At 37.6% G+C, this 18,660-nt stretch carries 17 protein-coding genes and 3 pseudogenes; 1 reads left to right on the plus strand and 19 read right to left on the minus strand.

The genetic code is table 11. The features are described 5' to 3' along the window. The first annotated feature begins 432 nt into the window (after positions 1 to 432). Entirely contained in the window at positions 433 to 1,116 is a 684-nt protein-coding gene (locus WAX78_RS16020; protein ID WP_336481317.1) for a GntR family transcriptional regulator, read from the plus strand. Between the two features lie 272 nt (positions 1,117 to 1,388). Here the strand turns inward: WAX78_RS16020 and WAX78_RS16025 are convergent. The 19 genes and pseudogenes from WAX78_RS16025 to WAX78_RS16115 all read right to left on the minus strand — a co-directional run. Continuing rightward, positions 1,389 to 1,638, minus strand: a pseudogene (locus WAX78_RS16025) (DDE-type integrase/transposase/recombinase); the annotation flags it as partial. 90 nt (positions 1,639 to 1,728) lie between these two features. After that, entirely contained in the window at positions 1,729 to 2,346 is a 618-nt protein-coding gene (locus WAX78_RS16030; protein WP_336483039.1) for a hypothetical protein, read from the minus strand. 238 nt (positions 2,347 to 2,584) lie between these two features. Further along, complete coding sequence (locus tag WAX78_RS16035; RefSeq protein ID WP_336483040.1) at positions 2,585 to 3,709, minus strand: M20 family metallopeptidase; 1,125 nt, start codon at positions 3,707 to 3,709, stop codon at positions 2,585 to 2,587. Between the two features lie 32 nt (positions 3,710 to 3,741). Continuing rightward, a complete protein-coding gene (locus WAX78_RS16040; RefSeq protein WP_336483041.1) occupies positions 3,742 to 5,196 on the minus strand; it encodes a YfcC family protein in 1,455 nt (484 codons plus the stop codon). Between the two features lie 430 nt (positions 5,197 to 5,626). Next, a pseudogene (locus WAX78_RS16045) lies at positions 5,627 to 5,731 on the minus strand (hypothetical protein); the annotation flags it as partial. A gap of 386 nt (positions 5,732 to 6,117) precedes the next feature. Beyond that, positions 6,118 to 6,402, minus strand: coding sequence for a hypothetical protein (locus tag WAX78_RS16050; protein WP_336483042.1), 285 nt, complete (start codon positions 6,400 to 6,402; stop codon positions 6,118 to 6,120). A gap of 68 nt (positions 6,403 to 6,470) precedes the next feature. Beyond that, positions 6,471 to 6,698 carry a hypothetical protein gene (locus tag WAX78_RS16055; RefSeq protein WP_336483043.1) on the minus strand — a complete coding sequence of 76 codons (228 nt, stop codon included), beginning with the start codon at positions 6,696 to 6,698 and terminating at the stop codon, positions 6,471 to 6,473. Between the two features lie 135 nt (positions 6,699 to 6,833). Continuing rightward, the gene (locus WAX78_RS16060; protein WP_336483044.1) at positions 6,834 to 7,883 is read right to left on the minus strand and encodes an Mrp/NBP35 family ATP-binding protein; all 1,050 of its coding nucleotides are present in this window, start codon (positions 7,881 to 7,883) and stop codon (positions 6,834 to 6,836) included. 438 nt (positions 7,884 to 8,321) lie between these two features. Beyond that, entirely contained in the window at positions 8,322 to 8,558 is a 237-nt protein-coding gene (gene moaD / locus WAX78_RS16065) for a molybdopterin converting factor subunit 1 (protein WP_336483045.1), read from the minus strand. A gap of 4 nt (positions 8,559 to 8,562) precedes the next feature. Further along, positions 8,563 to 9,027, minus strand: coding sequence for a molybdenum cofactor biosynthesis protein MoaE (locus WAX78_RS16070; protein ID WP_336483046.1), 465 nt, complete (start codon positions 9,025 to 9,027; stop codon positions 8,563 to 8,565). 141 nt (positions 9,028 to 9,168) lie between these two features. Continuing rightward, positions 9,169 to 10,455: a molybdopterin molybdotransferase MoeA gene (locus WAX78_RS16075; RefSeq protein ID WP_336483245.1), complete on the minus strand. Its 1,287-nt coding sequence runs from the start codon at positions 10,453 to 10,455 to the stop codon at positions 9,169 to 9,171. Positions 10,456 to 10,475: 20 nt separating this feature from the next. Next, a complete protein-coding gene (locus tag WAX78_RS16080; protein WP_336483047.1) occupies positions 10,476 to 11,492 on the minus strand; it encodes a molybdopterin-synthase adenylyltransferase MoeB in 1,017 nt (338 codons plus the stop codon). Between the two features lie 71 nt (positions 11,493 to 11,563). Beyond that, a complete protein-coding gene (locus WAX78_RS16085) occupies positions 11,564 to 12,343 on the minus strand; it encodes a formate/nitrite transporter family protein (protein ID WP_336483048.1) in 780 nt (259 codons plus the stop codon). Between the two features lie 261 nt (positions 12,344 to 12,604). After that, a complete protein-coding gene (moaA, locus tag WAX78_RS16090; protein WP_336483049.1) occupies positions 12,605 to 13,621 on the minus strand; it encodes a GTP 3',8-cyclase MoaA in 1,017 nt (338 codons plus the stop codon). A gap of 66 nt (positions 13,622 to 13,687) precedes the next feature. Continuing rightward, positions 13,688 to 14,485, minus strand: coding sequence for a formate dehydrogenase accessory sulfurtransferase FdhD (gene fdhD, locus WAX78_RS16095; RefSeq protein ID WP_336483050.1), 798 nt, complete (start codon positions 14,483 to 14,485; stop codon positions 13,688 to 13,690). A 16-nt stretch (positions 14,486 to 14,501) separates the two neighbouring features. After that, entirely contained in the window at positions 14,502 to 14,846 is a 345-nt protein-coding gene (locus tag WAX78_RS16100) for a Na-translocating system protein MpsC family protein (RefSeq protein WP_002168730.1), read from the minus strand. A gap of 180 nt (positions 14,847 to 15,026) precedes the next feature. Then, on the minus strand, positions 15,027 to 15,509 hold the full coding sequence (locus tag WAX78_RS16105; protein WP_336483051.1) for a helical membrane plugin domain-containing protein: 483 nt from the start codon (positions 15,507 to 15,509) through the stop codon (positions 15,027 to 15,029). A 15-nt stretch (positions 15,510 to 15,524) separates the two neighbouring features. After that, on the minus strand, positions 15,525 to 18,464 hold the full coding sequence (gene fdhF / locus WAX78_RS16110; RefSeq protein ID WP_336483052.1) for a formate dehydrogenase subunit alpha: 2,940 nt from the start codon (positions 18,462 to 18,464) through the stop codon (positions 15,525 to 15,527). Next, positions 18,433 to 18,625: pseudogene (locus tag WAX78_RS16115) on the minus strand (hypothetical protein). Before WAX78_RS16115 ends, fdhF begins: the two are co-directional and overlap by 32 nt. Positions 18,626 to 18,660: the final 35 nt, after the last annotated feature.

Here is an 18,660-nt window from a genome sequence, read left to right on the forward strand (position 1 = left end):
ATGTTAACATAGTATACAATTTTAGTATACAATTTTTTGCTTTTTTTTCTGAAAATAAATAAAATATAAAATAACTTAACTAAGTTGAGTTTCCCCGAGAAAAGTCTACTTATAACAGAGACTTTCCACATCCAGAATCTAGTAAGGAGCGAAAGGGTTTTTATAAATTGTCCAGATTGTAATTTAGTATTTTCTTGAAATATGAAGAATCCATATCAAGGCATTCTAGACTATTTTCATGGAAGTGGTGAACGCAATTCTCTGTAAGCGAACATATCTTTTGTGAGTATACTCTAGAGATGTGGCCCTTTACGGTCAACAATTTAATAAATAGGCTACCCTGCTAGCGTTTGGCAATAGGAGGAAAAAAAGGTAATATAATAAAAAGAAAAGCTGGTTTAATTATTCCTATCAATGTTAGGTGGTTACTATATGAGTCAACAAAGTATTCAAAAAGCAAATATGGAAGAACTGGTCTATACAAAGATTAAATTATCTATCTATAACCGATTCATTCGACCTGGTAGCCAGCTTGTAGAAGCGGCAATTGCAAAAAAGCTAAATGTCAGTCGGACACCTGTAAGAGCGGCTATAAAAAAACTAGAGCATGAAGGATATGTGCAAGTTATCCCAAATAGAGGAGCATTTGTCATTAAACCAACGGCAGAGGAGATGAAAGATGCCTATTCAGTCAGGTTACTTCTAGAAAAGCAAGCTGCTGGATTAGCAGCAGAGCGGATTAGAAAAGAAGACATTGAAAAGCTTTATAAATTAATAGATGAGGAGAAACGGACATTTGATCATCGTGATACGGATGGTTATTATAAAATGAATGACTCGTTCCACTTCATCATAGCTGAAGCATCACAAAACAAACTATTGCTTGAATATGTTAAAGATATTGTAAGCAGGACAACGATTTACGTGGTATTGTTCGATCCTCTGGATACATTGAAAATAAACCCATCCATTGAAGAACACCTTGCTATAGTAAAAGCCCTTGAATCAAGGAATAAACTGGAAGCAGAACAAGCTATGGAGAAGCATTTGACAAGTGTGATAGCTGGTTTGAAATTGGAAGATAGTGGGCTACAAGACGATATTCTTTTCCTATAAGGGCTAATGTTGTATCTATTGCCCAATGAACTATTCTTTTTTAGTAACAGTAAAATCACAAAAAATAGGTTATTACTTGTATTACCTAACAATCCACAAGCTCATGCAGCAATTTATTTTGAGCTAACGCTTCGCTATATTCAATAGTCGTAAGCAGGACGATGGATTAACCTGCCTATCCTTACAATTCTAAGCAGGCTACTAGAATAAGAGAAGAAGAACCATAAACTCAATGGTTCTAGTGCAAAAACCATTTGATAGAGACATAGAACCTACATGGACTGTTCAATAACAGATTCTGTTGCAATTCCAAACAACTTATGTATGAATCCAACTTCATTTTAGGCAGACTTCACCTGTGGGTGAAGTCTGCCCTTTTTTCATCATATGTACAGCTTCAATACCACTCAATATAGAAGTGGCTGTTTCACACGACTTGAATCTTAACACAGAACGTACACGTTTCTTAATGAAACGGTGATCCTGTTCCACAATGTTATTTAGATACCGAATTTGCCTCAACTACTTAAACAGAATTGTTTACACCCCGTATGCTTTGGCCACGCATGAAGCACAAAAAATACAGATTCCAACTATTGATTTAATCGTTTCTCATTGTTTACGGAATTGGCTAAATTTCTTCCAAGGTGGACAAAACTCTGCTATATAGAAATACACATTTTCCACAGGAAGATTCAATTGTTGAGCAATATCATAAATCGTTGTCAAATCGATCGGGCGTATGCCCAAATCAATTACTTTATCAATCGTCTCCGGGACAAGTTCTTTTAATCCATGAGTAACCGCCACATCGATATCCTCAAGTACGGGCACTTCCGCTGTCTGCGGAACATATGGAATAAAGTGCAAATGATCAAACCCCAGACGATTCAAAAGCTCGATGGCATCTACAATCGTGTCCATACTATTCGAGACAAATAGACATTGGGTTCCCGGAGCTAAATCCATCAGTTGTTCGAGCTTTGGCAAATGAACGGTTCTTCTGGCAAACAGCGCCCGCTCATGGAGTAGTTTCGGTAACCGATCCAATATACTTTCGGCGGAAACTAGAATCAGTTCACACTCATTCACTAATTGGCTATCTAGCTCCCCGTGCTCATGAACGGTATAAATCTGAATATTGGTACCGAAAAACATTCTCAGGTTAGTCTCAAAGGTTTGTACTAGCTTTTCCCCTCTTGTTAGCAGTAAAATGCTTGGTCTTCCCATTTTTCTCTCCCCTTAAAACCCTTTTTTAGAATAAAAACAACCTAAACACAAACCTAAAACTATACTATACCTAATAAAAACTCCTATTGGAGTATTTCAAGGAAACCAGACGGCTATTAGAGGAAGTTTTTTATCCCGATAGGAAAATCCGTTCGTTTCTCACACTTTTTCTAATTTAAACTTTCCTATACAAAAAAATGCAAGCACCAAACCTGGAGTTGCATTTTTTTTATTAAAATTATAATTTACGAAGAAGGTGGGCAATCAAGGCAGCCCTAACGGGAAGTTGATTAATTTCAATATGCTCATGTTCGGCATGGTTACCTTCTCCCACTGGACCTAACCCATCTAGCGTTGGAATGCCTAATGCGGAAGTGAAATTCCCATCACTGCCCCCACCCACTGATTCCTCAGTCAAGTGAAACCCTAATTCAGATGAACATGTTTTTGCCAAATTAAACAATTTTTCATTTTGAGCTGTTCTTTCCATAGGCGGGCGGACAACTCCACCTGAAACCTGTAAGGATATCCCTTCCTGATGCGGCTTTAGCCCATAAATGATTTCCGAAACACGCTCCCCCTCACCGAGCTGGCTGATTCGCAGATCCACAGCCAGTTCCGCTTGTTCTGCTACCACATTTCCGGAGCTTCCGCCTTGTACCACGCCAACATTTAGAGTTGTATCCGACTCATAATCGGTAAGTGAGTGCAAGAATAAAACCTGATGAGCCAATTCCTGTATCGCGCTGATTCCATTCTGATGATCCTGCCCTGCATGCGCTGCTTTTCCTTTAATCTTGATCGAAAACTTGCCAACTCCTTTTCGAACTGTTTTAAGTGCACCTGTATGTGGCGCTGCCGGCTCCGGAACAAGAACAACCTCGCTCTTTAAAGCTTCCCGTTCGATCAATGCCCTAGACGTTTTGCTTCCAACCTCTTCATCGCCAGTGCAAAGGAAAACGATCTTTTTGTTTAAGGAAATTCCCAACTCACGGCAGGCTTTCAGCGCCCAAAGAGCTTGGGTAATTCCTCCCTTCATATCTAGGATGCCTGGCCCATACGCCTTGTTTCCCTCTACTCGGTAGGAAAGCCTTCCCACCTCCCAAACAGTGTCAAAATGGCATATGATTAAGATTTGGGCATCGCCTTCCCCATAACTAAACCGCAGGTGATTCCCCGCATGCTCTTGGAAAATTACTTCCGCCTCAACGTCAAGATGCTTCTTAAACAGCTGTTGAATCACTTCTCCACATTGATCCACCCGTACTTTCGAATGCGAAGGCGATTCAGCTAGCACAAGTGTTTTTAGATCCTCCATGATCTCTTCTTGGTGTTGTTTTAAATATTCTAGTACTTTATCCATATTTGGAGTCTCCTTTATTTATTGCTAATTTCTTAGAAAGGTCCCCAGTTGATCATCATACCGATAATGATGAAAAGACATCCGAGAACAAACCAAACTGCCGTTAATGGAAGCATGAACTTCAACCATTTTCCATAAGAGATGCCGCTCATTGCTAGTACACCCATCATCACACCAGATGTCGGATTGATTGTGTTTACTACTCCTTCCCCAAGGATAACCGCCTGAACAGCTACTTGACGCGTAATATGCAGCACATCTGCCAAAGGGACAAGAATCGGCATCAACACAGTAGATTCCCCGGAACCGGAAGAAATCAAAAAGTGCAGAGCCGCACTTCCAACAAACATTCCAATCGAACCGGCAACCGGAGGCAACTGTTCAAGGAGTTTTGCCAATACATTGACGATGGTATCTAATATCTTTGCATCCTCAAGGATTATGCCTACTGCTCTGGCCATCCCCACAATGAGAGCTCCATAGACCATTTGTTTACAGCCTTGAATAAATGTAAATGCAATATCATTTGCACTCATTCGCGCGATTAAACCGGCGCCGATGGCAATAAAAATGAAAAGAGCAGCCATTTCATTTTCCGTCCATTTAAATACCTGAGAGAAAATCATAAAACCTAATAAGGATAATCCCGCAAACGATAAAATTAGCTTTTGCTGCAAGGAAACCGTTACCGTAGTCTCTACTTCATCACCTTTCTCGACAATCTCAGAAGTGAACGATTCTGGACCGAGGATACTCTTAGTCGGGTCTTTTCGAATTTTGCGTGCATACATATATATATATATAATAGTAGCAGCCAGAAACGCTAGGTAGATAATGATCCGGTAGCCCATTCCCGAGAAAAGCGGAAGTTGAGCAATACGCTGGGATAATCCAAGCGTTTGAGGAGCAAAAACAGGTACGTTCCAACCAGCATATGTTCCTAGATAGATAAGAGCAACGCCGAACATAGCATCCAATTTCAATCCACGTGCGATAAATAACCCTAATGGTATGAAAGCGATTACGGAATTGACCACAATTCCAGTCGTTCCCAAAGCAGACAATATGAATGCTACAGGGATAATTAAAAGCAGCAATCGATCCTTGAACCGAGTAAGGGTGGACTTAAGAAACGCATCGATCGCACCCGATTTTTCAATGACAGCTAAGGCTCCGCTTGTAAATAGGATAAGGAAAATAAGCGGTGCGCCTTTCACCATTCCATTTTGGATCGTAGTAAAGAAATCTACGAAACCAGTGGGATTTGAAGCAACATGGTGATAACTTCCAGGTACCGTCATGGAAATATCTCCCTTTTTTATCTTTACAAATTTACCTGCCGGTAAAATGTATGTCGCAATAGCGCAGATCAATGCAACAAAAAATAATAGAACATAAGCGTCAGGCTGTATGAATTTTCTTTTCCTCTCCGCTTTCTCCTGACCGGCTGTCTTTTCAACTGCTATCTCTTTCCTAATAGATTGCATGAAATTCCCCCCAATTCCGAAATTCTTTTTTCATCTTGCTCCTCTTCTTTCCTTTGGAGCTTTGAACCCCTTAATTTGATTGACTCTTGAACAGGTCATCTCCCTCATTTCATTGTGTTATAAAGTTCAGCGCTTACATTTTCTTGTCAAGCAAGAATCATGCCAACTTTAAATACCACAAATAATCTATCAAATACTGATCTCCGGTCAGTTTATAGGATGTTTTATTGGTTATTGGATAACCTATAATATAACCATTATTATATTATGAACAAAATTCATAAAAACAGATTATATATCGTAAAGGGATAAAGCTCCAATAGCACGTACATGCGCCTAATTGTTGAATTAGCTAATATACAATAAGTGTCTAATTCATCTTTTATCTTTGTGGTTAATTCAAAACAAAAAAACCTACCGGCTTTTTTATTCAAATATTCTTTTTCATGCCACAATTTTGACACTCCCGCAAAAACTTGAAGTTCTTCACTGAAGACTTGAACTTATCCTAACCACAGTTATCACAGCGGCCGCTGACATGATTATCAAGATCTAAATCGTAAAAAGTGATAAAAAATAAAGGATGTAACATATTATACATGAATAATATGTTACATCCTTTTACTTCTTGTTCAATAAACGCGCCTATAATGGAATAACAAAATAGAGAAATAGATACAACTTAGCTTATTTTTCTTCAAGTAACGCATCCGTTAGTTGAAGTGCAATCCTTCACATTCTAATTTCTTATTAAATCAGTAAAAGACAAAATTCTTAAACTATCAATTTGTTTCTCTCATTCTAAATTTCAGTAGAGCTTTAATGAGTTCACTTCAATTTCATTCTTTATAGGATTTGCACTTTTATTACTTAGATTAGGCTCAAAAAATCAGATATTAATTCTGTTTTACTTGCATGAATTCAAAAACCAATCTTTATTATTATTCCGCGTAGCCAAGCACTTAAATGTTTCCTGAAATTGTTTTCGTTCATTTGAAGTAACAGTAGTGCGTACTCAAAATATTTTAAAACAAGATCAAATTTAAGATGAACAGCCAACGATAGCATATCTTTGAAAATCTCAGTATACCATTCAATATCTTTTTCATTATAGAGTTTTACCAGTTTATCATGTAGCTCAGAAACAAATGATTCTGCATCAATTTCTTTTGTCTCTATTGTATCTATCATCTTTTTGATATCCATGAGATTCATCCTTTCCGAAAAGCTAACTAAAGAGAACGCAAGTTAAATACTACTGTTAATTCTATTGATTAACTTATAAGTAACATTAATTGTTCATTTCTTTTCTCCCGCTCTTCTTTAGATGCTAGGTCGTACTTTTTTAAAGGGTGAAATAGTTCATTTAATATTTGCTGTGAATGATTGCTCTTTAGAAATTCATGTAAGTCTTTAACCAAAAATTCGGGCAAAAAGTATTGTTGAGTTTCAAGTTTATTGATTACATCTTCAGAAGAATGATCTACATTACACATTCCCATTAAAATCCCTCCTTATATCTATCTCTTTTACAAGTTCTGTCCTTTTACTATGTTGATATTTAATTTCGATCTAGAATACCGTCTTGGTTCTTTTGATGATGTGGAAATTATCCAACTTAGCACGTAGCTGATAAATTACTCTTTGTAGATAAGATTTTGAGCTAAAGATGTAAACATCTCCCCAACAAGCGAATCTTCGTCATATACGGACGAACCTTTATTTTCTTCAGGCTTTGCAAAAGGTATTTGTGCGATCACTTCTGTTTGCAGTTGTTCTGCTAACATTTCGCCTCCACCTTTCCCAAAGAGATAGTTCCTTGAACCATCTTGTTCCTCATAATATGCCATATTCTCAACGATACCTAAAATATCGTGTTTTGTATGCTTTGCCATTACCCCTACTCTGGAAGCAACAAACGAAGCTACATTATGAGGAGTAGTAACTATAATTTCCTTCGCATGAGGAATCATCGCAGCCACATCAATCGCAACATCTCCTGTACCAGGAGGAAAATCAAGAAGAAGATAATCTAATTCTCCCCAGTGAGTGTTGGCAAGAAAATTTTGAATCCATTTGTTTAGCATTGGTCCTCGCCACATAACTGGGTTATTCCCCTCTGTAAAAAATCCCATTGACATGATTTTAACGCCGTGACTAACGACCGGAATCGCTGTCTGATCTATCATTGTTGGCTTTTGATTAACTTCCATCATAGCTGGAATACTGAATCCATATATATCTGCATCTAAAATCCCAACCTTTTTCCCCATACGGGCTAAAGCCGTAGCAAGGTTAATTGTCACAGTTGATTTCCCTACTCCACCTTTTCCACTTGTCACAGCAATAAAACGTACCCCTGAATCAGGTTGCAGCATACTAGGCATGCCGGTTTCCGTTCTAGAATTTTTCTTTAAAGTTTGTGTTAATGCGGCTCGTTCTTCTGGTGTCATGGAGCCGAAGGCCAAAGAAACCTTAGAGGCTCCAATATTTCGAAGAGAGTCTTCAATATCTTGTTGAATTTTTGCCTTTAAAGGACAACCTTGAATAGTTAAAACAACTTCAAGTTGAATCTGTGTACCATCAATTTGAATATTTCTTACCATGTTTAATTCCACGATACTTTTGTGCAACTCTGGATCTTGAACATGGTTTAGTGCATTCATAATTTGTTCATGAGTAAGCATAAATCTCAATCCTTCTTATTTTTATTTAATCATTTTTAGTACAAATAAAGTGAAACTTCCATCAGTGGGAGTTTTCTTCATCCCCACTGATGGAAAGCCCGCGAATAGAGGGATAAAATTATTCGTTTATTCAACGCCTCATATTAAGTACCCCAGATGGATTCGTACATATTTCTTGCCTCCTGTCTTAATTTGTAAACAAAAAACCACCATGAGTACCCGAACCTAATTAAATAGGCTTGTGTACTCATGGTGGAATAGATTACTAGCAATACTTACTAATATACCAATCCAACCATTTGTAACATAAATAAAAAGTGATAAAATGATAACAATTCATTATTACCATTCCATCTATTATAATCATAATTATAGCGTTAACTTTAATAACAAACTAAATAGTTGCATTCTCTAAACAATTACAAAAATCAAACAACATTATCCTCCACTTACAGGAGGAATAAACGCAACTGTATCTCCATCTTTCACAATATCATCATCAATTGCAAATTCTTCGTTGATAGCCGTCATGACTTGATCCAAAGATTGTAAACGGTAGCTATCCTTGAGCCATTCTTTTAATTGCTGAACCCTTATCTCTTTTTTTTCTATTATTAATAATTGATCTGAGCCGACTTCTTCTCGCAAATTTGCGAACAGTAATATTGTAATCATCTTCTCATTCTTCCTTCTTTGGTTTTCCTTCTGGATACGGAGTATTTTCAAGCTGATCTCCAATCCACATTGTTCCATCTTCCCAAAATTCTTTTTTCCAAATTGGGACGATTTGCTTAATGCGTTCAATTGCGTATTCATTCGCTTCGTAGGCCACTTTACGATGTGGCGACGAAACTGCAATTACAACTGCAATATCCATTATTTCTAGTCGTCCCACCCGGTGTGTAATTGCTATTTTTGCATCCGGCCACTTTTTCTTGATTTCTTCACCAATTTGAGTAAGTTTTTTTACTGCCATTGATTCGTATGCTTGATACTCTAGATGTAAAGTTCGTTTTCCTTTTGTCAATTCTCTTACTGTTCCAATAAAGGTTGTAATGGCACCTGCTTCTTTTCTTGCTACCTTATTCGTTACTTCTTCGACTAAAATAGGAGTATCTACAATTTCAAATAATACTTGTCCCATCAAATTTCCTCACTATCTTAATAAAAAATGAATTCATTTTTTATCCTCTGCTAACTTGAATAGCTAATATCATTTCTTTTTTTCACAGCTCTTGTAATTTATTTTCCTATCAACATTATCTTCTCGTTGTTTTAAACTCTATTATTTATAGGATGGAATAATATTACTCCAAGGCCATTCACTTCCTTGGTTATCTTCTAATAAGAGAATATCTACAAACATCCCTTTTTTATATCCTCTTGTACCACCTGGGAGTACGATAAAAGCGTTTGATCCTGCTAATGAAGAAACCGCACTAGACTTATCAAATCCTGATGGATAGACGATTAATTGTCCTTCGTTATATATGAGCTTTGCTCGTACAAACCTTGTAAATGGATTAGGTTTTAAAAAATTTTCTCCCAGTAATGCTTTTTCTCTTTTTAAATGCGGCTTTTCACTAAACATATAGGTACGAATGCTAGGTCTTACGAATAACTCAAAGCCTACATAACAAGCAGAGGGATTACCTGATAATCCAAATAACAATTTTTTATTTAATTGTGCTACGGTCGTGACGCTGCCCGGCCGCATTGCAACTTTGTTAAAAAGAACCGATGCCCCTAGTTTTTCGTAGATAGCTGGCAAATGATCATAATCCCCTACCGAAACACCACCGGTTGTAATTAACATATCCACTTGACTTAACGCTTCTTTTACGGCTGCGTGGCACGTATCAAAATCGTCACTAAACTTCCCAAAGTATTTCACTCTGCCCCCCGCTCTTCGAATTTGGGACAATATCATGTACGTATTACTATTTCGAATTTTCCCGGGTTTTAGCGATTCATTTACATCAAGAAGCTCACTCCCAGTCGCTAATACTCCAATCATAGGTTTTTTAGCAACTGGCACTTCGCTGTAACCAAATGTAGCAAGGAGAGCTGAAATACCTGGATTAATGTAAACGCCTCTCTTCGCAAGAATTGTCCCTTTACGTGTATCTTCACCTTGAAAGGAAATATTTTCTCCTTTTTTGAATGAGCGTTTCACTTCCATATAGATTTTACTGACATCCTCATATTGACGGGTCAGTTCCAGCATCACAACCGCGTTACATCCTTCCGGAATTTGTGCCCCCGTCATGATTCGAACTGCCTGAAATGGCCCTACCTCTTGAGGAAATATGGAACCTGCCCCAATTTCGCCGATTACTTCGAATATAGTTGGATTCTCATAACTGGCCCAGGCAGTATCTTCTGCCCTAATAGCAAATCCATCATAGGGTGAGCGATCGAAGGAGGGAACATCATGATCAGCTACTAAATCCTCGGCTAATATACGTCCGTAAGCTAATTCAAGTGGTACCAGTTCTTTTAAACCATGGTTGGCAAATTCCATTACTTTATGGACGGCCTCTCCAACTGCAATCGGTATTCGTTTTTCTATCATTTTCCTCACTCCTTCTGTTACCCTAATAAACGATAGTATATTTTTTTCGCTTTTTGAATTTCATTTGTCCCGTGGATAAATACACGACCATCCTGAAACATAACCAAACGATAATCATCTAGTTGACAAGATAGCAAATACGGGTTTCGATCTACTTTCCCATGTTTTTTTAGTTGTTTTTCTAAATGGTCAAAATTGTAACAACTATTATGCGGGGGTCTAATTTGAACCGTATTTCTCCCACATAAAACAGCTGTCTTTGTTTGGTTTTCATAAGATAAATAAGGATAGGTTCTATGCGTTCCGCACGAAGGACAATTGTCCGTTTTAATCTTTTCTAATTTGACAGAATGGTGTTGATTACTCCATATATCAAACATTAAAAAGGTGTTTCTAATTGCTGAAAAATCTTCTACTAGAATTTTGAATGCTTCCACCACTTGATACGCTGCCACCATTTGGACAGCTGGACTAATGATTCCAACCGTGTCACATGTCGTTCCTGTAATCGGCACACTTTTAAGTACACAATGTAAGCACGGTGTTTTCCCTGGAATAATGGTATAGCTCATGCCATATCCCCCCACACAAGAACCATAAATCCAGGGAATATCATATTTTTGTGATAGATCATTTATCACAAATCGAATATCAAAATTATCTGTTGCATCAATAATAATATCGACATCATCTAACAAAACTTCCATATTCTCTATTCTTGCATCCATCACGAAAGCATCAATCTGTACCTCTGAATTGATTTGTTTTAAACGATTTTGAGCTGCAATTGCTTTTGGCAATTTTTCTGTTGCATCTTGTTCAACGTAAAGTTGTTGTCGCTGTAAATTACTCCATTCTACGTAATCACGATCAATGATCGTTAACTTTCCGATACCTGCACGAACCAACGCTTCTGCGCTTGCACTTCCTAATGCACCTGCCCCCACAATCAACACATGCTTATTTCTAATCTTCTCTTGTCCTTTACTCCCAATAGGAGTGAACAACTGTTGACGTGAATACCGCTCTATCATTAGATAGCCTTCCTTTCTTTTAGCTAATTCTTGTTCTAAAAAATCTGCTTCATATGAGGTTGTTTTTTTAACTATTTCTCTATATGACTTTGTTTCTGATAACAAGAAAAGTAAGCAAATCCAACAAATCCAGCTCCACCAATTACATTTCCTATAAAAACAGGAACAAAATTCTCTGCAAGATCTATCCATGAAAGGTGACCTGCAAAAATAGCTGCTGAGATTACAAACATATTTGCTACCACTTGCTGAAATCCAATTACCACAAATGTCATAATAGGAATCCAAATTCCGATAATTTTTCCAACAAAATCGTTAGTTCCATGAGCCAACCAAATGGCAAGACAAACAAGCCAATTACAACCGATTGCTGAAATTAATGTTTTCCCAAACGATTCATGTAATTTCTCTTGGGCTATTGCTACTGTTTTATTTAAATATGCCCCCTCCGTCAACCCGCCAAGGTGACCGAAAAAATAAGCTACGAAAAGTGCACCAACAAAATTTGTTAAGATTATCCAAACCCAATTATTTAACACACTTTTCAATGAGATTTTTCGTGCATACAGGGCCATGGACACTGACATCATGTTTCCCGTAATTAATTCTCCTCCCGCCAGGACAACGAGCATAAGCCCTATAGGAAAAACTGCTCCTCCCAAAAAATTGACTAGACTTCCCCATTGCTCCGGTAAATTACCAAGAACTCGAATATTAAGCAAAAACCCTAACGAAATGAATGCTCCTCCTAAAAAACCAAGAATAAGCATGGCGGATAGCGATTGCCTTACCTTTTGAACACCGGCCTCAATCACAAGCTCAGCGATTTTTTCCGGTTTATGAAATGCCATAACCAATTCCTCCATTTTTTCAAATAAAAAAACAGCTTCAAGAACCCCTTAACATAGTAAGGATTTTTGAATGCTGCTTAATCTCCCTGCACTTCTCTTACAGAGATATCAATCATCACTTTTACTATAAAATAGAAAATCTACAGGACTTGCACACTTTCCACTTCGTATATTCAAGCGTTATTTGCTATAACAAAAAGAAGCTACTGATAACCTTCTTTCATAGTGTTTTGAATTTTTTCCTAACATATCATTTATTTCTCATCCACCAATATGCGACATTTCAATTTTTGGCAATGTTTTTTCATTTGTGTTGTTCAACCGTTCATCTGAATAGCGATCTGAACGATTATTCCAAATGTCACGAATAACATCGGTAATCTCCTCATCGGTATACCCAGAACGAAGTAATTCTCTAAGATCATTTCCTTTGGAAGCAAACAAACAAGTATATAGCTTTCCTTCTGCGGAAATACGAGCTCTTGTACATGATGAACAAAAAGAATCTGTTACAGATGAAATAATTCCTATTTCCTCATCACTACCGATATAACGATAGCGAGTGGCAACTTCACCAGGATAGTTTGCTTCAATTCGTTCCAGCGGCATAACTTTATGAATCATCTCTAATATCTCTTGTTTAGAGACTACCTCGTCTAATTTCCAGCCGTTAAAATTCCCTACATCCATATATTCAATAAACCGAAGAATATGTTTATTCTCTTTAAAGTATTGTGCCATCTGAACGATGTCCTGTTCATTTTTTCCTTTTTGGACAACCATGTTCATTTTAATTTTCATCCCAACTTCCGCTGCAGCCTGTATTCCTCCAAGAACCGTTTTCACTTTACTTCTATTACCATTTAAATAAGCAAAACGCTCTTCTTCCAAAGAATCCAAACTAACTGTCACACGTGATAAACCCGCCTTATATAAATCAGGAGCAAACTTCTTAAGTAGGGATCCATTTGTAGTTAAACCAATATCCTCTACTCCATCAATTTTGTTAAGTCGTTCAATTAGTTCAGGTAGGTTTTTCCGAAGTAAAGGCTCTCCCCCAGTAATACGCAACTTTCTTACACCTAAAGAAACGAAAATACGTGTTACCCTTTCAATTTCATCAAAAGACAAAATTTTATCATTAGACAAAAAAGAATAATCAGGACCAAATATTTCCTCCGGCATACAATATCGACAGCGAAAATTACAGCGATCGGTAACAGAAATACGTAAATCCCTTAAAGGACGGTGCAATTTGTCTAATGTGACAGATTTCATGTTTATTGCCTCACTTCTGCATATTTTATAATTCCGTACAAGTTTTATTTGCTAGCCGGTTTACATTTATTTAATATTTACAACCCGCTCCGGATGAGTATATACATTTAAAGATTGATTGCGAATAAAGCCTATTGTAGTAATCCCTAATTGTTCTGCTAGCTCTAGTGCTAACTCAGTTGGAGCGGATTTTGACAATATTACTTCGCAGCCAATTTTCGCAACTTTTAATAGAATTTCAGAAGATATACGGCCACTAAAAACAATTATTTTATCACCAATAGAAATGTTGTTTTTTAAACAATAGCCGTAAATTTTATCTAAAGCATTATGTCTTCCTATATCCATTCGGCTTAAAACAATCCCATTCACATCGCATAAAGCTGCATTATGAACGCCGCCTGTATGATGAAAAGTAGCCGCAGATTGCTGCATATCATTCATTAATCGAAAACAATCCTGGGCAGAGATTTTTACACGAATATCATTCATCTTCTTTGCAGTCAGCGCATCGTTTGCGAAAACAAATCCTTGTCTACTCATTCCACAGCATGAAGTAATATAACGTTTATTTTGGATGTCACGATAATAAGGATTGATTTTTGTCGTTGTTACATGTACATATCCTTCTTTCTCCTGTACCCATATTTCATCAATATCTTCATACTTTCGGATAATACCTTCAGATGCTAAAAAGCCTATTACCATATCTTCAATATATTCTGGAGTACTAACCATTGTAACAAATTCCTGGCCGTTAATTTTAACTGTAACTGGAAACTCTGTTACAATGCTGTCCTCTATATGTTTAAATTCCCCTTGCTCATAACGGAAAATTTCCCGTTCCACCTGTATCGATTTCACGATCAGTATCCTTCTCTCACGTTATATTTTTATCAAAGACAAACACTGAAACTGCAATATCTTCGTCCACTTTCATATCCGAAAACAGATGAACTAATTTCGCCCCAACAAGTTCCTCCAAATGTTCACGAGAATTAACAGCATACACCTCCTGAATCATTTTCGTTCTAGCCATATGAACCATTTCCGCACCATCCATAGTTCCCGAAATGAATTTCTCAGTAGGTGTCAAATTCCCATAAAGCGTGGCAATAGCCATATTCTCGGCAAATACAGTATGAATTCGTTCCGGCCCTTTACCGAACAAATCCTTTCGAAGCTTTCGTATCATATCATTAAATTCATGTACCATTTTTGACATTCTCTCATTCCTCCCCAGTTAATCAATAATACGTTTTCAAATATTACTTCATCATACACATTGTAACAAAATGACCTTTTCGTCTAAATTATTTACTTAAATAATTAGACGAAAAGGCTCATCTTTTAGAATTATTTCAAATATGCATACAACATATGAAATAATATTATTGTTGCTTACCTATTCGTCTTTTAACCCTTTACCCATACCTTTTAAGAAATGAAGACCGAATCCGATAGCACGGTTAATATCTGGATCCTTAAGTACTTTCATAAGGTCCAGTATTCCTACTTTTTTATTACTTTGTAGGTGTTCGTTTCCTTCATCCATACCTGTTAATACACTACTTACAAGTTTTTTAGTAAGTTCCGGATCAAGTTCTGTTAAAGCTCCTGCAGCGCCCATCATATTATTAATTAAATTCGTAACTGGTTCACGAGTGACTTGTCCTAGAACAATTTTTGCGATTGGTTCTTTCGCTTTAAGCATAGAATTTGCAGCTTCCAGCATCCCAATGTCATTCAGTTCACCTATAATATTAAACATTTGATTTAAAGCTTCTTCATTATTAGCTAGAAGTACTTTTAAATCTTCTAGCTTTTGTTGTTTTTGTTCTTCCTCAGTTAGCTCCTGCTTTTGGATCGCTTTAATAGGTGCTGCCATATTCTTTTCTCCTCCCTAATTATCCGTTAAGTGTACGTATCCTGGACGAGCCCACTTACGATTTACCTCAATCCCATTTTGAGGGTGACGCTTTTTGTTACGTGGGTTCGTTTTTGGCATCGGATTTTCACCTTCTACTTGTAATACTTCCATACGAACTTTCGTTTGTTTATATGCAGGCGTATTTGTACGTTGATCGACAGCTGGACCAGTTAAGAAATTAATCGCCGTTTCGTTATCTGTCGAGTTCATCGGTAAATAAAGCTCATTCGCTTTTACACGATCCGTTACAAGTGCACGTAATTTAAGTGCTCCAAAAGGAGAAACAAGGCGTACTAACGAACCAGTTTTAACTCCACGTTCTTGTGCAAGTTCTGGAGAAACTTCAACGAAAACACCAGGTACTTTAGCTTGAATACCATTTGATTTATTCGTCATGTTACCTTCATGGAAATGTTCAAGCATACGACCATTATTAATGTGAAGATCGTATTCCGCTGGGAATTCAGCAGGACGTACCCAATCAGCTATTGCAAAACGAGCTTTTTTGTCTGGGAAGTTAAATCCATCTTTGAAAAGAAGAGGCGTATTCGTTCCATCAAAGCTTCCCCAATGGAAACTGTTCCACCCTTCAAGCACTTCATAATTTGCGTGTGCGAAAAGTGGTGATAAACTAGCCATTTCAGCAAAGATTTCACTTGGATGACTATAGTTCCAGTTTGCACCTAATTTATTTGCAACCTGTTGTACAATCCACCAGTCTGGTTTCGCATCTCCGAGCGTAGGAAGTACTTGATATAGTCTTTGTACACGACGCTCTGTATTTGTAAAAGTACCTTCTTTTTCAAGAGATGGCGCTGCTGGTAACACTACATCGGCGTATTGAGCAGTTTTAGAAAGGAATACATCTTGAACGACAAAGAAATCAAGGCTTGATAGAACTTCATGTACATGATTTGCGTTAGAGTCTACAAGAGCCATATCCTCTCCAACAAGATACATGGCTTTCATTTTCCCTTCTTCAATTGCATGAAGCATTTCAATGTTGTTAAGACCTGGTTTGTTCTCAATTTTTACCCCGTAAGCCATTTCAAATTTCGCACGTTCTATATCATCGGTAACGTGCTGATATCCTGGAAGCCAGCCTGGGAGAGTTCCCATATCACAAGCACCTTGCACGTTATTATGACCTCGAAGCGGATATGCACCAACACCTGGGCGACGATAATTTCCTGTTGCAAGAAGTAAGTTTGAAATCGCAGCAGAAGTATCTGAACCACCCGTATTTTGCGTTACACCCATTCCCCAAAGAATACAAGTACCATCTGCATCACGAATCATTTCTGCCATTTGAACGAGAGTTTCTTTTGAAATGCCTGTAATCTCTTCTGCATATTCAAGCGTATATTCTGTAAGACTATCTTTGAAATCTTCAAAGAAGTTTACATTCTCGTCGATGAACTGTTGATCATGCCAGCCTTTATCAATCATATATTTTGTAACAGCCATTAACCATACTTGGTCTGTTCCTTGCTTTGGACTGATAAAGATATCTGAACGCTCTGCCATTTCGGTTTTACGAAGATCTGCAACAATTAGTTTTTGATCGTGAAGTTTATGCGCACGTTTCACACGAGTCGCTAATACCGGGTGACCTTCTGTTGGATTACAACCAACGATAATAACAAGACCTGATTGCGCAATATCTTTAATCGTTCCCGCATCTCCGCCCATACCAATTGTACGGAACAATCCATCTGTTGCTGGTGATTGGCAATAACGAGAGCAGTTATCCACGTTGTTCGTTTCGAACACTTGTCGAGCTAATTTTTGAATGACATAGTTATCTTCATTCGTAATTTTAGAAGAAGAAATAAAGCCTACAGAACCTTTACCGTATTCTTGTTTAATAGATCCTAATTTATTTGCAACTAAATTAAGCGCTTCTTCCCAAGTTGATTCAACAAACGTTCCATTTTTACGAATTAAGGGCTTAGTAAGGCGTTCTTCAGAATTTACGAAGTCCCAACCAAATTTTCCTTTTACGCAAGTAGAAATTGCATTAACTGGTGCCTCAGAAGTTGGTTGTACTTTAAGAATTTTACGTCCCTTCGTCCACACTTCAAATGAGCACCCTACACCACAGAACGTACATACCGTTTTCGTCTTCTTCGTACGAGTTTCGCGCATGGCAGCTTCTACTTCTGATATAGCGAAAATACCGCTGTATCCAGGTTCAACTTCTTTTATAAGATCAACCATCGGCTCAAGAATGTCCGGTTTCAGCCCAGTCATAAATCCAGCTTCACCAAGCATCGATTTCTCCATCAAAGCATTACAAGGACAAATGGTTACACATTGACCGCAGCTTACACATGAAGAATCATTAATAGCCGCTCCATCATCCCAAATAACACGAGGACGCTCTGCCTCCCAATCAATTGATAACGTTTCATTTACTTGCAAGTTTTGACAAACCTCTACACATTGACCACACGCAATACACTGATTAGGGTCATAGCGATAGAATGGATGTGACATGTCAACCTCACTCACATCTACTTTTGGTTTGTAAGGATATTTTTGATGCTCAATTTCCATTAGTTCTGCCGTATTATGCAATTTACAGTTCCCATTATTGTTGTCACAGACCGTACAGTAAAGTAAATGATTTTCCAATAAGCGGTCCATCGCCTCATTTTGTGCTGCCTTCGCACTAATAGAGGACAACTCAATATTCATACCGTTCGTCGCTACCGTCCCGCAGGATCGCACAAGTTTTCCATCAACTTCTACAATACAAGTATCACACGTTTGGATAGGATCCACTTCAGGCACGTGACAAATTTGTGGATGTTCAATCCCATTTTGATTAATGATGCCCAAGATAGTTGAACCGGGCTCAGCTGTATATTCTTTGCCGTCAATTGTAATATGAACCATGCTGTCGTTCATGGTCTTTCCCCCTTTTTGAGAATAAAAAAACTCCACCACGAAAATATACGCACCGAATTAATAGGTACGCTATCATCATGGTGGAGTAGTTCATTAGCACATCTTGCTAAAATACCAATCCATTTATTTGTAAATAAAATGATAGATTCATAACAGGTCATATCACGATTCCATCTTTAACACTATCATTATAGCG

This window comes from Bacillus yunxiaonensis (assembly GCF_037104695.1).
Lineage (GTDB): Bacteria > Bacillota > Bacilli > Bacillales > Bacillaceae_G > Bacillus_A > Bacillus_A yunxiaonensis.

Excerpts from the sequence above, each read along its gene's own strand:
- WAX78_RS16030 (WP_336483039.1), bottom strand. The coding sequence starts at position 2,346 with ATGGGAAGACCAAGCATTTTACTGCTAACAAGAGGGGAAAAGCTAGTA.
- WAX78_RS16040 (WP_336483041.1), bottom strand. The coding sequence starts at position 5,196 with ATGCAATCTATTAGGAAAGAGATAGCAGTTGAAAAGACAGCCGGTCAG.
- WAX78_RS16060 (WP_336483044.1), bottom strand. The coding sequence starts at position 7,883 with ATGCTTACTCATGAACAAATTATGAATGCACTAAACCATGTTCAAGAT.
- moaD (WP_336483045.1), bottom strand. The coding sequence starts at position 8,558 with ATGATTACAATATTACTGTTCGCAAATTTGCGAGAAGAAGTCGGCTCA.
- WAX78_RS16080 (WP_336483047.1), bottom strand. The coding sequence starts at position 11,492 with ATGATAGAGCGGTATTCACGTCAACAGTTGTTCACTCCTATTGGGAGT.
- WAX78_RS16020 (WP_336481317.1), top strand. The coding sequence starts at position 433 with ATGAGTCAACAAAGTATTCAAAAAGCAAATATGGAAGAACTGGTCTAT.
- WAX78_RS16055 (WP_336483043.1), bottom strand. The coding sequence starts at position 6,698 with ATGGGAATGTGTAATGTAGATCATTCTTCTGAAGATGTAATCAATAAA.
- moaA (WP_336483049.1), bottom strand. The coding sequence starts at position 13,621 with ATGAAATCTGTCACATTAGACAAATTGCACCGTCCTTTAAGGGATTTA.
- WAX78_RS16100 (WP_002168730.1), bottom strand. The coding sequence starts at position 14,846 with ATGTCAAAAATGGTACATGAATTTAATGATATGATACGAAAGCTTCGA.
- WAX78_RS16035 (WP_336483040.1), bottom strand. The coding sequence starts at position 3,709 with ATGGATAAAGTACTAGAATATTTAAAACAACACCAAGAAGAGATCATG.
- WAX78_RS16105 (WP_336483051.1), bottom strand. The coding sequence starts at position 15,509 with ATGGCAGCACCTATTAAAGCGATCCAAAAGCAGGAGCTAACTGAGGAA.
- fdhF (WP_336483052.1), bottom strand. The coding sequence starts at position 18,464 with ATGAACGACAGCATGGTTCATATTACAATTGACGGCAAAGAATATACA.
- WAX78_RS16050 (WP_336483042.1), bottom strand. The coding sequence starts at position 6,402 with ATGGATATCAAAAAGATGATAGATACAATAGAGACAAAAGAAATTGAT.
- WAX78_RS16070 (WP_336483046.1), bottom strand. The coding sequence starts at position 9,027 with ATGGGACAAGTATTATTTGAAATTGTAGATACTCCTATTTTAGTCGAA.
- WAX78_RS16085 (WP_336483048.1), bottom strand. The coding sequence starts at position 12,343 with ATGGCATTTCATAAACCGGAAAAAATCGCTGAGCTTGTGATTGAGGCC.